A 12891-nucleotide genomic window follows, 5' to 3' on the forward strand; every position below is an offset into this window, starting at 1 on the left:
CGGCTCCGCGACCAGCGCCGCCCGCCCGGCCTTGGGCACGGCGGTGGCCAGCGCGTCCCGGAGCGGCTGCGCCCGGCGCAGGGCCACGAGCAGCGTCCACAGCCGTTGCTCGACCAGCGCCACCTGCACCGGATCACCGGTCACCCGCAGGAAGTCCTCCCGCACGGCCGTGGCACGCCGGCGTTGATCGGGGCACGTGAAGTCGGCCGACCGGACCACCTGGGTGTCCGGCGCGGATCGGGCCAGCGACTCCTCCGACCGGAACCGCCTCACAGGCACGGTCCCCGCCGGGTCCCACATCCACCAGAACGTCATCCGACCAGGTCGTCCGCATCGACGATCTTGTACGCGTAGCCCTGCTCCGCCAGGAACCGCTGCCGGTGCGCGGCGTACTCGGTGTCGAGCGTGTCCCGTGAGACGACCGAGTAGAAGTGCGCCTGCCGCCCGTCGCCCTTGGGCCGCAGGATCCGGCCGAGCCGCTGGGCCTCCTCCTGCCGGCTGCCGAACGTGCCGGACACCTGGATGGCGACGGACGCCTCGGGAAGGTCGATGGAGAAGTTCGCGACCTTCGACACGACGAGCGTGCGCAGCTCGCCCCTGCGGAACTTGTCGAACAGTTCCTCGCGCTCTCTGTTCTTCGTCGATCCCTTGATCACCGGTGCGTCCAGCTCCTCACCCAGCTCGTCGAGCTGGTCCAGATAAGCACCGATCACCAGAGCCGGCTCGTCGGGATGCTGCTCCAGCACCCGCTTGACCACCGCGATCTTGGTCCTGGCCGTCGAGCAGAGCTTGTAGCGCTCCTCGGGCTCCGCCGTGGCGTACTGCAGCCGCTCGTTGTCCGTCAGAGTCACCCGGACCTCGGTGCACTCGGCGGGAGCGATCCACCCCTGCGCCTCGATGTCGCGCCACGGCACGTCGTAGCGCTTCGGCCCGATCAACGAGAAGACGTCGCCTTCCTGGCCGTCCTCGCGCACCAGCGTCGCGGTCAGCCCGAGCCGGCGGCGGCTCTGCAGGTCGGCGGTCATCCGGAACACCGGCGCCGGCAGCAGGTGGACCTCGTCGTAGACGATCAGGCCCCAGTCGCGCGAGTCGAACAGCTCCAGGTGCTTGTACTCGCCCTTCGACTTGCGGGTGATCACCTGGTAGGTCGCGATCGTGACCGGGCGGATCTCCTTGCGCTCACCCGAGTACTCGCCGATCTCCTCCTCGGTGAGCGAGGTCCGCGCGATGAGCTCGCGCTTCCACTGCCTGCCTGCCACGGTGTTCGTGACCAGGATCAGCGTGGTCGCCTGCGCCTCTGCCATCGCCGCCGCGCCGACCAGCGTCTTGCCCGCGCCACACGGCAGCACGACGACGCCGGAGCCGCCCGCCCAGAACGCCTGCGCGGCGAGCCGCTGGTAGTCGCGCAGCTTCCAGTCGGTCTCGTCCAGCTCGATCGCGTGCGCCTCGCCGTCGACGTACCCGGCGTGGTCCTCTGCCGGCCACCCGACCTTGAGCAGCAGCTGCTTGAGCCGCCCCCGCTCACTGGGGTGCACGATCACCGTGTCGTCGTCGATCCGCGCCCCGAACATCGGCGCGATCTTCTTGTTGCGCAGCACCTCTTCGAGCACCGCGCGGTCGTTGGAGTTCAGCACGAGCCCGTGCACAGGGCTGTTGGTGAGGACCAACCGCCCGAACCGGCTCATCGTGTCGACCACGTCCACCAGCAACGGCTGCGGCACCGGGTAGCGGCTGAACCGCACCAGCGCGTCCACCACCTGCTCGGCGTCGTGCCCGGCGGCACGAGCGTTCCACAGCGCCAACGGCGTCACGCGATACGTGTGCACGTGCTCGGGTGCCCGCTCCAGCTCGGCGAACGGCGCGATGGAGGTGCGCGCGTCGTCGGCGAGCGGGTGGTCGACCTCGAGCAGCAGCGTTTTGTCCGACTGGACGATCAAGGGGCCATCGGTCACGCCCACAAGTCTCCCTGACGACGCCAAATGCGTTCGACCTGCGTCAACTGGCGACAACAAGTGTGAGGCGACACACGCAGCCAACACGACGTGTCGTACGTTCTCGGCCATGAGCACCGAGTCGACTGATCCCGTCGAGCCACCGGCCACGGTGGCACCGGCTCCCGAGGAGACCGAGACCGACGAGTCGCCCAAGAAGAACAACTGGCTGAAGTTCGTCATCGTCGGCGTGCTTGCAGTCGTGCTGGTCGGCGGGGGCGTGTGGGCGCTCACGTCGCTCAACGGCACCAAGGTCGGCGACTGCGTCAGCGCCTCGCCGAAGGACGTGGACAAGCCCGACGGCGACTGGAACGTCGCGTCGGAGAGCTGTGGCGACACGTCCGCCACGCACCGGGTCGCCAAGGTGCTGAAGAGCGCCGACGAGCCGTGTCCCGACGAGGGCATCTACGAGCCGGTCAAGAACGGCGGCGAGTCGCTCTGCCTGATGCCGAACCTCGCAGAAGGCAACTGTTACACGTCCGGTGACGACGGCGCCTTCAAGAAGGAGGCGTGCACGCAGGAGTCCCCGGTGAAGATCGTCAAGAAGGTCGACGGGCTGCCCGAGGAGGGCACGGTGTGCCCGGAAGGCTCCAGCGAGCTGCGGTTCAGCGAACCCGCCTCCGTCTACTGCATGGGCGTGCACGAGGGTTCCTGATCGGGTGAACTCGGTTGAGTTGATCATCGACTGACGCCGATACCCAGGCCATGAAGAAGGTCGGCCTGGGTATCGCCGTTGTCTTTGCGCTCGTCCTGCTCGGCGGGTTCGTGCTGAACCAGCTCGGCGACGTGGCCAAGACGGCGCGGGTCGGCGACTGCGCGAGCATCTCCGGCGCGCTCGACAACCCGAAGTACCAGGCGCTCGACTGCGCCTCGGAGAAGGCGAACGTCAAGATCGCCAAGATCCTGCCGTGGAACGAGGACAAGTGCCCGTCCGGCGGCATGGACTACTCGACCTACACGGGCGACTCCACCTTCTGCCTCATGCCGAACTTCGTCGAGGGCGCCTGCTACGGCCAGAACTCCGAGACCGGCATCGCCAGGGTCGACTGCGCCACCAAGGACTCGGTGAAGGTCGCCAAGGTGCTCGCCGGCAAGACCGACGGTGCTGCCTGCGGAGACTCGCGCGCAGCGGTCTTCCCGGAACCCGCCGTCACCTTCTGCCTCGAACGCGGGGACAAGCAGCAGTGATCTCGGCGTGAGCACGCCGCTCCTGCGCACCCGCGTGGAACTCACAACGGGGGACTGCGCCTCCGGCGCCTTCGCCCAGGTGAAGCAGGCTCACCGCACCGCGGCCCGGCCGCCGATCCGGGCGGCCGTAACGTTTCCGTAAAGCCCAGGCGGATTCCTCCCCCACGTGGCAACCTCTCCTCCGGCCGTGTCGGGGGGCGTGGGCCGTTCGGCGCATGCGGAAGTGGGACAAGCGTGATGAGCACGGCACTGACCGTCCCCCTGCGTGCACAACCCCGGTGCCCCCTGATGGTCCGGCCCACCAGCTTTTCGAAACCGGAGTCCGTCCCCCGCGGCTCCGGTTTCGACGTCTTTCGCACGACCCATCGGAGAGGAATTCAGTGACCACCCCCAACTACCCTCAGCAGCCGGGGCCCTATGGCCCGCCTCCCGGTGGGCAGCCGCAGCAGCCCTACGGCCAGCCCGGTCAGCCCGGTGACCCGTACGCGCAGCCTGGTCAGCCAGGTCAGTACGGCCCGCCGCCCAGCAGGTACCCCGGTGACCCGTACGCCCAGCCGCAGGGCCAGCCCGGACAGCCGGGTCAGCCCGGCCCGTACGGCCCGCCGCCCGGTCAGATGCCGCCTGGTCAGCCGATGGGTCAGCCCATGCCGTACGGCCCACCGCCCAAGAAGGGCAGCGCTGGCAAGATCATCGGTTCGATCATCGCGTTCGTGCTGGTTGCGGGCGGTGTCATCCTCGTGAAGTCCCTCATCAGCGGCGGCATCAGCAGCATCTCCGAGCCGTCGGCCAAGGCGGGTGACTGCGCGAGCGTCACGGGCACCACGATCAGCCCGAAGTACAAGAAGGTCGACTGCGGCTCGTCCGAGGCGAACTACTTCATCGCCAAGGCCATGAACTCGACCACGGAGGCGTGCCCGAGCGAGGACTACGCCGAGTACACCGAGTCCGGCCGGCGCAAGTCGTCGCTGAAGCTCTGCCTCGTGGAGAAGCTCGAAGAGGGCAAGTGCTACGAGGAAGAGCTCGTCAAGATGAACATGGAGGGCATGAAGGTCGTTGACTGCTCCAAGGGCAACAACGAGTTCGCCGTCCAGAAGGTCGTCAAGATCGAGAAGGTGGTCAAGGCCGCCACGGCCGACTGCGGTGACGCCACTGCCGTCTCGTACACCGAGCCGTCGCCCGGTATCACCTACTGCGTGATCGCTCTCGCCGGCAAGTGATCCGCCGGCAAGTGATCGAATGAGAAAGGCGGGCCGGGAAATCGGCCCGCCTTTTCATGTCCGGCGACAACTAATTCGTCGTACCGGGCGGCAGCAACTGCTGCACGTCCAGACGACCGGAAAGCACGTCTTCGGTGTCCATCATGTCGGCGACCCGCTGGAGCCGGATCGGGTTCAGCGACAGCGGGAACGTGCCCACGGACACGAGAGCCGCGGTCGACTGGTCGACGTCCGCGTAGCTGGTCAGCGAGTCCTGCACACCGAGCTTGTTGGCCTGCGCCCGCTGCTGCGCCTCACGCAGGACGTCCCGGAACACCTTCAGCGTCTTCGGGTTCGCCTCGGCGAACTTCTTCGACGCCGCGTAGCCGGACATCGGGAAGTCCAGTGTCGGGCCGCGCGCGGTGTCGGTGAGGATCTTCCCGCCGATCTTGCGCTGCGCCTTCGTGATGAACGGCTCGATCATGAACGCCGCGTCCACCTGGCCGGAAGTCAGCGCCGCCTCCATGTCCGCGAACGGCATGGGCTTGAACTTGATCTTCTGCTTCTCGACCGCAGCGGTGTCCAGCACGGCACGCGTGGTCAGCGCGCCGATGTCGGTCTCGCTGTTCACCGCGATGGTCGGGGCCGGTCGCTTGCCGGGGTCGTCGTAGTCCGAGGTCGGTCCCGTGACCAGCGCCATCGAGTTCGGACCTGCCTGATAGGCCTCGCCCTGCAGCTGCAGTTCGGTGCCCTCGGCGACGGCGCGGAAGAGGCTGACGTGCGTGGCCCACGTGATGTCGAGCGTGGTGTCCAGCTGCTTGATGGCCTCGGCCTCGCTGGGCTGGGTGACCAGGTTGACCTGCAGACCGGCCTTCTCGAACAGCTTCTCGGTCAGCGCGATCCGCAGCGGGGCCACGTCGACGACCGGCTGCACGCCGATGCGCAGGGTGGTGCGCTCCACGTCCGCGGTGCCGCCGTTCGACGAACTTCCGAACAGGCCGCAGCTCGCGGTCAGAACACACGTGATGAGCACTGCGGCAAGCCGCAGAGCTTTGGCTCGGGTAGCCATGGCACCTCTCGCCGGTAGGCCTTGAGTAGCATCAAATTGATCAGTGAGTGTCGCCACAGGCCAGGTCGTCCGCAGTCCCAACTGGGCGTTCGGACGGACGTGAGGCGTGCCGACAACCGGGGATGTTAACCACCTGAACGTATGAAACGACACCCCGTCTCGATACGGTGAGTGCTTCTGGAGACTTCCCCCGAGGAGGGGGTGGCCATTACGCTCCCCGCCGGGTGGCACTGGTCGTAGTAGACCGACGTGTCTTCAGACGGGGTAGGGCGCCTCACCGGGCGAACGACCTCTGTGCTGCAATTCGGCCCGTTTGACGAGTCCATGCTCGGTCCTGGGGAGAGACCGGGACACTGCTGCTGGAAGAGGAAGCCCAGAGTGGCCCGACGTGAGAGAGGTCCCAGCCAGTTTGGCGTGGGTGACACCACACGCTCCGAAAGGCCCGAATCGGGTGACGGACTGGCTGCGCTGGGTGACGGAACGATGAATGTGACACCGAACGCGGTGAAGCAGGACGTCGTGCCCGGACCCGGATCAGGACCTGCCCGATCCGCGGGATGGCGGCTGCGCAACTGGCGGTTGCGCACCAAGCTGCTCGCCGTTCTGCTCATCCCGACGGTCTGTGCGCTCGTTCTGGGTGGTCTGCGGGTGCGCAGCGACCTTCAGGCGGCGACGGAGCTCAACAACCTCGCGAACCAGATCCGCCTGGAGACAGCGGTCGCGGACCTGGTGCAGCAGCTTCAGCGCGAGCGCGACCTGTCGGTCAGCTACGTCGCGTCGAACAAGAAGGTCGACCGGGTCGTCCTCGAGCGCCAGCTCCGCAGGGTGAACGACACCAGCGAGGCGTTCAGCAACAAGATCGCCGAGCTGAGCTCCGACCTGAACCCGGCGGCCGTCGAGCGCTTCCAGGTCGCGTTCAACCAGCTCAACCGCCTGAACAGCCTCCGCAACTCGGTGCGCGACACGCAGTACCCCGCCGAGGCCGTCCAGCGCACCTACTCGGAGTCGATCGAGACGCTGATCAGCCTCGGCGAGCAGACGATCTCCGAGATCAACGACCCCGAGCTGGTGCGACTGCACCTGACCACGAACGCCATCGCTCGCATCAAGGAGCAGGAGTCGCTCAAGCGAGCGATTCTTCTCGACGTCTTCCAGCGCAAGGCGTTCACGCCGTCCCAGCTGCGTGCCCTGCAGGCGGCGGACGCCGAGCTCGAAGCCGCGCGAAACGACTTCCGCAAGTCCGCGACGCCCGAACAGGCCAAGATCTACGACGACACCGTCACCGGCCTGATCGTCGACACCGCGAACGACATGCAGGAATCGGCGATCAACCAGCAGTCCAGCACCGGCAAGAAGGACTTCACCCAGCTGACGTCCGAGAAGTGGGACATCGCCGCCACGCTGACGGTCAACCTGACCCGTGACGTCGAGAACCTGCTGGTCGAGCAGCTGCAGAACAAGACCGACGACACCGCCGGCGTCACCAGGACCCAGGCGTACATCGCGTCCGCCCTGGTGCTCGCGTTCCTCGCGCTCGCGTTGCTGATGGCGCTGTTCGTCGCCCGCTCGATCCTCAACCCGCTGCGCACGCTGCGCCGCACCGCCCTCGACGTCGCCGACCACGGCCTTCCGGACGCGGTCGAGCGGATCCTCGCGGACCCGAACCCGGAGGACGCGGCCAAGACCGCCGTCGAGCCGGTGCCGGTGCACACGCGTGAAGAGATCGGCCAGGTGGCGCGAGCGTTCGACGCGGTGCACGGTGAAGCGGTGCGACTGGCCGCCCAGCAGGCCCTCCTGCGTGACAACGTCAACGCGATGTTCGTCAACCTGTCGCGTCGTTCGCAGGCCCTGGTCGAACGCCAGCTGAACCTGATCGACCGGCTGGAGCAGGACGAGCAGGACCCGGACCAGCTGGCTTCGCTGTTCGAGCTGGACCACCTCGCCACGCGCATGCGCCGCAACTCGGAGAACCTGCTGGTTCTCTCGGGCACGGACCTCTCGCGGCGCCTGACCAGGCCGGTCCCGGCCGCCGAGGTGCTCGGCGCCGCGGTGTCCGAGGTCGAGCAGTACGCCCGCGTTCAGGTCGGCCAGACCCCGGACCTCACCGTCCAGGGCCGCGCGGTCAACGACCTCGTGCACCTCATCGCCGAGCTGCTGGACAACGCCACGGCGTTCTCCGACCCGGTCACCAAGGTCACCGTTCGCACGGCCAAGACCCGCAAGGGCGAGCTGGCGATCGAGATCCAGGACCGCGGCGTCGGCATGGGCGACCAGGAGATCATCGACGCCAACGACCGCCTGGCGGACCCGCCGGACGTCGACGTCGCCGTTTCCCGCCGAATGGGCCTGTACGTGGTCGCGCGGCTCGCCAAGCGCCACGACATCAAGGTCCGCCTGCGCGGCAACGAGGACATCGAGGGTGGTACGACCGCACTGGTGATCGTGCCGGAGACGCTCATCGCGTCGCCCGGTGCGGCCCCGGTCTCGACCCCGCCGTCCGGCTCCGGCTCGCTGGCCTCTGCGTTCGGCATGTCGCCACAGGCGCCGGCGCCGACACCGTCGGAGTACACGGCCGAGATCGGCACCACCGCGACCAGGGCCAGCGGCATCGCCGGCGCGTTCGGCGGCGCCACCGGTGCCGTGCCGAGGATCGACGAGTCGAGCCCGAGCATCCCGGTCAGCTTCGTGCCCAGCCCGCTCACCGACACCGGTGCCGGCGCGACGGCGGTCCCCGTGTACAGCGAGCCGCCCGCCGAGGACCCGACGCCGTCCGAGCGGTGGCGTCGCGACCAGCTGGCGGCGGTGGAGCCGGAAGGTTCCTTCGGCGAGCCCACCCTCTTCACGGCCTACGAGGACCGTCAGGAGGACGACGGCGAAGATCTCCTTCGAGCCCGGCTACGAGACCACGCAGTTCGTGCCGATCCCGCCGATGGACGACGAACCCCCTGCGACCAACGGCGTCTCGCGCGCCGCGGTCGACACGGGCTACGTCGACTCGGGGCTCGCGCACCGCAACGGCACTTCGGAAGCCGCTCGCAAGCAGGTCGAGCACGACCTGGACGCACCGACGGAGCGCCTGCCGATCTACGAGGCGGTCCTGTCGCAGTGGTTCCAGGCCGTCGGCAGCGAAACGTCCGCGTCCGCGGCCGCACCGGTCCCCGCGGCCGCTGAGCACGACGAACCCGCCGAAGCCAACGGACGTGTCGAGTCCGGCCTCGGCAGCGTCGACAAGGGCGACAAGAACGCGGTGGAGTACATCGACGAGCCGCCGAAGGCTCCTCCGCTGTCGGACGGGCCGGAGCCCGAGCTGCCGACCCGTACCCGCAAGCCTGTCCCGGCGGTGGCACCCACCACCACGTCGGCCGCTGGTCTTCCCGTGCGCCAGCCGCGCGCGAAGGTCCAGCCGGCGGTCGAGGAAGAAGTGATCGCACCCGCCGAGCAGGAGCGAGTTGTGGAACCGGAGCCCGTTGTGGAGGAGACTCCAGCGGCGGCACCCACTTCCGAGTCGGCTTGGCAATCGCCTGCCGATGAGGGATGGCACGCGGCTCAGGCGTTGTTGAACAAGGCGCCGGAGACGAAGACAACGGCAGGATTGCCAAAACGGACACCGAAGGCTCAACTAGTGCCAGGTTCTGCGGCACCGAAACCGCAGTCCCTGTCGCAGACCGCACAGCGCCCGCCGCTGCCTCCTCGTTCCGCTGACGCGGTGCGCGGACGGATGTCGAGCCTGCAAAGTGGTGTCAAGCGAGGCCGGCACGCATTGATCGAGGCATACGCTGGTGACCAATCGAGCCGGCAGAACGAGGAGCAGGAGTGACGACCGCAGCGCAGCCAGGCAGCTTTGGTTGGCTTATCACCGACTTCGTGCGGAGGGTGCCCGGCGTGGCACATTCCGTCGTGGTGTCCGCGGACGGGCTGTTGCTCGCGGGGTCCCAGGGCCTGCCCCGGGACCGTGCAGAGCAGCTCTCCGCCGTCGCGTCCGGGCTGGTCAGCCTCACACAGGGTGCTGCCCGCTGCTTCGAAGCAGGCGGGGTCAACCAGACGGTCGTCGAGATGGAGCGGGGGTACCTGTTCCTCATGTCGATCAGTGACGGTTCTTGCCTCGCCGTCCTGGCGGCACCCAACTGCGACATCGGCCTTGTGGCCTACGAGATGACGCTTTTGGTGGAGAGAGTCGGTCAACAACTCACCCCTGAGCTGCGTGCGCAGCTTCAGGGTGTGGTCCGTCGCTAGACCTCACTGGCAGTTCAGGGGTGAGAACAGATGGCTGGAAGATCTGGCGCTAGAGGCCGGGGCTTCGGTAGGAACTTCAACTACCAGGAGTGGGCCGCTGGTGGGTTCCAGTTCGACGAGCCTGACGCGATCCCCCAAGAACCAGAGGAAGCCGAGGACGCACCCCACGATGAGCGGGTTACAGGGCAAGGGCTAGGCGATATGTCTCAGCGTGAGGTGGATGACTCGTCGTCGTATCCGTACGACGACGTGCCGAACCGGTTCGACATCGACGGGTACGGCACCGGGTTGTTCGGTGGCCCCGGTGCGGACCTCTTCGGCCAGCACGAAATGCCGGACGCGGTGCCGGAACAGTTGCCGTACACCACCGGGCCGCAGCCGGTGTACAGCACCGGTGCGCAGCCTGCTGTGCTTCCGGAGGAAACTTCTTCTGCGGACTCGGGCTCATTGGTGCGGCCTTACACACGCACCGGTGGGCGCACACGACCCGACTACGACCTTGCGATCGAGGCGCTGATTTCGACCAGCGAGCGTGGCCTCGAACGGGATGCCGCGGTACTCCCCGAGCACAGGTCCATCTGCGGGCTGTGTGTGGACACGCGGTCGGTGGCCGAGGTCGCGGCACTCCTACGCTTGCCACTTGGCGTCGTGCGGGTGTTGATCGGCGACATGGCAAGCATGGGATTGGTTTTGATTCACCAGGGCGGTCTGGTCGTGGGGGACCGGCCTTCCATGGAATTCCTGGAGAGGGTGCTCAGTGGGCTTCGCAGGCTCTAGTCCCCAGGGCGCCGAGGGCGCACGGAAGCCGACGACGTCTGCCAAGATCGTGGTGGCGGGTGGCTTCGGTGTGGGCAAGACGACGTTCGTCGGCTCGGTGTCCGAGATCGTCCCGTTGACCACCGAGGCGGTGATGACCGAGGCCAGTGCGGGGGTGGACGACCTCTCCGCCACGCCGAACAAGGTCACCACGACGGTCGCGATGGACTTCGGCCGTGTGTCGCTCGACAGCGACCTGATCCTGTACCTCTTCGGTACACCGGGTCAGCACCGCTTCTGGTTCATGTGGGACGACCTCGTACGTGGTGCCATCGGCGCCATCGTGCTGGTCGACACCCGCAGGCTCGCGGACGCGTTCGCCTCGATCGACTTCTTCGACGACCGTCAGCTGCCGTACGTCGTGGGCGTCAACTGCTTCGACGGCCTCCTGCACCACAGGCTGGAGGACGTGCGTGAGGCGCTGACGATCGACGAGTCGGTGCCGATCGTGACGTGCGACGCGCGCAACCGGCAGTCGACGAAGCAGACGCTCATCACGCTGGTCGAGCACGCCATGCGCCAGTGGATGTCCGTCCGCGCGGGCTGATCTCCTCTCGCAGGGACAACTTCAGAGCAGAGAACGAGGCGAGCGCCACCTTCGGGTGCGGCGCTCGCCTCGTTGTCGCGGTATGACTCAGCTCTGTGTCGTCGTCCTGGTGGCCTCCTTCCGGCTCAGCTCGGCGTGGTTCGTCAGATGTGGAGCTGGACCAGGTTCGGCAGCAGGCACACGCTGAGGATTCCCAGGGCGGTGATGTTGGGGCACCCCGACGGATTCACCTCCGGCGGGCAGTCCTCTTCTTCGTCGCCCTTGGGGTCGTCGGTCACCGGCGCGGTCTCGTCGGTGATCGTGACGGCGGCCTCGAGAACCGGTGCCGCCTCGGGTGCTGCCTCGACTGCCGGAGGTGCGGCCACCTCGGCCACTTCGGGCTCAGCGGCCGGTGGCGCCGCGATCTCGACGGCGACGTCCTCGACCGCCTCCACGTGCGCGGCGCCCATGTTGACACCGGGGATCTCGCCGGAGTGGATGGCTTCCTTCATGGTGGCCGCCATGTCGAGCGCAGCCTGCGCGCCGGCGTTCACGTCGAAGCCCTCGCCGGTGGACAGCGGGATGTTCAAGCCCGCGCTGACAGGCACCGAGTCGACGTTGTTGTTGCTGAGACCGATGGTCACATTGACGTTGTTGTCGTCCAGAACCTCGATGATCGGGTCGGCCTGAGCTGTTCCTGTCGTGAACGGCAGGCTGAACGCCAATGCCGTTGCGGTGAGGACGGCTCTACGCGCCCACCGGGAGATGGCCATTTGCGCTGCTCCTCCTTCGTCGAGCGAGCGTCGTGAAACGCTCACGCCACTCGACGCTAGGTCGCGCTCTGACCACGCAAGGGTGGACGTGCGGTTCGACCGGGGGATGACCGACCGTCAGGCTTCGTCCACCGGTGCGGCGGACGTGATGCGGTGAAGAGGGAACCTGAGCACCTCTCCGTAGCTGTGGTCGTAGCCCTCGAGCACACCCCCGCCGACCAGGTGAGGCTCGATCACGCGCTGTGCGGCCGTGCCGTGCGAGTCGACGAACCCGACCAGCACTCTCCGTCGCGCCCGTGCTGCCTGCTGGAGCAACGACAGGGTGGCTGACGGCCCGGCGCCCAGGTGGCCGGGGACGCTGATGCGTTCACCCCGTGGTGTCGCAGCGGCACGATCTCCCGCCCGGACCAGCCTGACGAGTTCACCCAACCGCTCGTCGGCGTGCACGGCGGGTGAGGAGGGTTTGCGGGCGGATCGCTGCCGGGGCGTGGTCCGGCGCCCGCCCGGTCGCAGGTCGAGAACCTGGCCGTCGGGACCCTCCGCCGCCGGGGCGAACCCCGCAGACCGCAGCCCGTCCAGCACGTCCGCCAGCGGCAACGGGCTGACCAGCACCGTCGATGCGATCCGGCGCAGCTCCAGCCGGGCGGCCTCCGGATGCGCGAGCACCTCGCTGATCAGGACCTGGTCGTCGCAGCGCAGGAACGAGCCTGCGGCACCGCCGCGCAGCCTGCCGTGCCGCCGTGCGGCGTCGTCGATCAGGTAGGTCAACGACTGCGGAACGGGAGTGCGCGAGCGGACCTTGAAGAGTTCCTGCAGCTCATCGGCGGTGCGTCCGGAGTCGAGCGCGCGGCGGACCGTCCTCTCGCTGATCCGGTAGACCGTCGCGCTGCCCGCGGACTCGACGTCCGCGACGAGCGCCATCTCGTCCGCGAGCTCCGGTTCGAGCCTGCCCGGCGCGACGACGGTGAGGTCGGCCTGCACCAGCACGTGGTCGAGCGGCGCCGGCAGCGCGTCCCCGAGGGTTTTGGCGGCGTGGCCGGGCCCCTCGTCGAGCAGCACGCGGCCGGCGCTGGTGATCGCGCCGAGCGCGAGCAGGCCA

General features: G+C 68.0%; 12 protein-coding genes. 7 read left to right on the forward strand and 5 right to left on the reverse strand.

The annotated features are described in order from the left end of the window. The coding region (locus tag FXN61_RS39785) for a hypothetical protein (protein WP_167979061.1) at positions 1–315 on the reverse strand (315 nt) is incomplete at its 3' end. Next, positions 312–1952 carry a DNA repair helicase XPB gene (locus FXN61_RS39790; RefSeq protein ID WP_167979062.1) on the reverse strand — a complete coding sequence of 547 codons (1641 nt, stop codon included), beginning with the start codon at positions 1950–1952 and terminating at the stop codon, positions 312–314. The genes FXN61_RS39790 and FXN61_RS39785, both read right to left, overlap by 4 nt. 109 nt (positions 1953–2061) lie before the next feature. Here FXN61_RS39790 and FXN61_RS39795 point away from each other — a divergent pair, with 109 nt between their 5' ends. From FXN61_RS39795 to FXN61_RS39805, 3 genes are all read left to right on the forward strand, one after another. Further along, on the forward strand, positions 2062–2646 hold the full coding sequence (locus FXN61_RS39795; protein ID WP_167979063.1) for an LppU/SCO3897 family protein: 585 nt from the start codon (positions 2062–2064) through the stop codon (positions 2644–2646). 50 nt (positions 2647–2696) lie between these two features. Further along, a complete protein-coding gene (locus FXN61_RS39800) occupies positions 2697–3179 on the forward strand; it encodes an LppU/SCO3897 family protein (RefSeq protein WP_167979064.1) in 483 nt (160 codons plus the stop codon). Positions 3180–3559: 380 nt separating this feature from the next. Beyond that, positions 3560–4396: an LppU/SCO3897 family protein gene (locus tag FXN61_RS39805; RefSeq protein WP_167979065.1), complete on the forward strand. Its 837-nt coding sequence runs from the start codon at positions 3560–3562 to the stop codon at positions 4394–4396. 70 nt (positions 4397–4466) lie between these two features. Here the strand turns inward: FXN61_RS39805 and FXN61_RS39810 are convergent, their stop codons facing one another. Then, positions 4467–5444 (reverse strand): ABC transporter substrate-binding protein, encoded by a 978-nt coding sequence (locus FXN61_RS39810; RefSeq protein WP_167979066.1) that lies wholly within the window; start codon positions 5442–5444, stop codon positions 4467–4469. 483 nt (positions 5445–5927) lie between these two features. On the opposite strand from FXN61_RS39810, the gene FXN61_RS39815 reads away from it, so the two are divergent. The 4 genes from FXN61_RS39815 to FXN61_RS39830 all read left to right on the forward strand — a co-directional run bounded on the left by FXN61_RS39815 (position 5928) and on the right by FXN61_RS39830 (position 11040). Beyond that, positions 5928–8615: a nitrate- and nitrite sensing domain-containing protein gene (locus tag FXN61_RS39815; protein WP_246292684.1), complete on the forward strand. Its 2688-nt coding sequence runs from the start codon at positions 5928–5930 to the stop codon at positions 8613–8615. A 642-nt stretch (positions 8616–9257) separates the two neighbouring features. Beyond that, positions 9258–9677 carry a roadblock/LC7 domain-containing protein gene (locus FXN61_RS39820; RefSeq protein ID WP_030470879.1) on the forward strand — a complete coding sequence of 140 codons (420 nt, stop codon included), beginning with the start codon at positions 9258–9260 and terminating at the stop codon, positions 9675–9677. Between the two features lie 30 nt (positions 9678–9707). Continuing rightward, positions 9708–10454: a DUF742 domain-containing protein gene (locus FXN61_RS39825; protein WP_167979067.1), complete on the forward strand. Its 747-nt coding sequence runs from the start codon at positions 9708–9710 to the stop codon at positions 10452–10454. Beyond that, on the forward strand, positions 10435–11040 hold the full coding sequence (locus tag FXN61_RS39830; protein WP_030470877.1) for a GTP-binding protein: 606 nt from the start codon (positions 10435–10437) through the stop codon (positions 11038–11040). Before FXN61_RS39825 ends, FXN61_RS39830 begins: the two co-directional genes overlap by 20 nt. A gap of 143 nt (positions 11041–11183) precedes the next feature. On the opposite strand, the gene FXN61_RS39835 is transcribed toward FXN61_RS39830, so the two are convergent. Further along, positions 11184–11792, reverse strand: a complete 609-nt coding sequence (locus FXN61_RS39835; RefSeq protein WP_167979060.1) for a hypothetical protein — start codon at positions 11790–11792, stop codon at positions 11184–11186. 117 nt (positions 11793–11909) lie between these two features. After that, the coding region (locus FXN61_RS39840) for a helicase-associated domain-containing protein (protein WP_188135996.1) at positions 11910–12891 on the reverse strand (982 nt) is incomplete at its 5' end.

Source organism: Lentzea indica (genome assembly GCF_012184385.1).
In the GTDB taxonomy this organism is placed as follows: domain Bacteria; phylum Actinomycetota; class Actinomycetes; order Mycobacteriales; family Pseudonocardiaceae; genus Lentzea; species Lentzea indica.

Bases quoted from the DNA above. Each gene is read 5' to 3' on its own strand.
- FXN61_RS39795 (WP_167979063.1), top strand. From the start codon at position 2,062: ATGAGCACCGAGTCGACTGATCCCGTCGAGCCACCGGCCACGGTGGCA.
- FXN61_RS39800 (WP_167979064.1), top strand. From the start codon at position 2,697: ATGAAGAAGGTCGGCCTGGGTATCGCCGTTGTCTTTGCGCTCGTCCTG.
- FXN61_RS39810 (WP_167979066.1), bottom strand. From the start codon at position 5,444: ATGGCTACCCGAGCCAAAGCTCTGCGGCTTGCCGCAGTGCTCATCACG.
- FXN61_RS39815 (WP_246292684.1), top strand. From the start codon at position 5,928: ATGAATGTGACACCGAACGCGGTGAAGCAGGACGTCGTGCCCGGACCC.
- FXN61_RS39825 (WP_167979067.1), top strand. From the start codon at position 9,708: ATGGCTGGAAGATCTGGCGCTAGAGGCCGGGGCTTCGGTAGGAACTTC.
- FXN61_RS39835 (WP_167979060.1), bottom strand. From the start codon at position 11,792: ATGGCCATCTCCCGGTGGGCGCGTAGAGCCGTCCTCACCGCAACGGCA.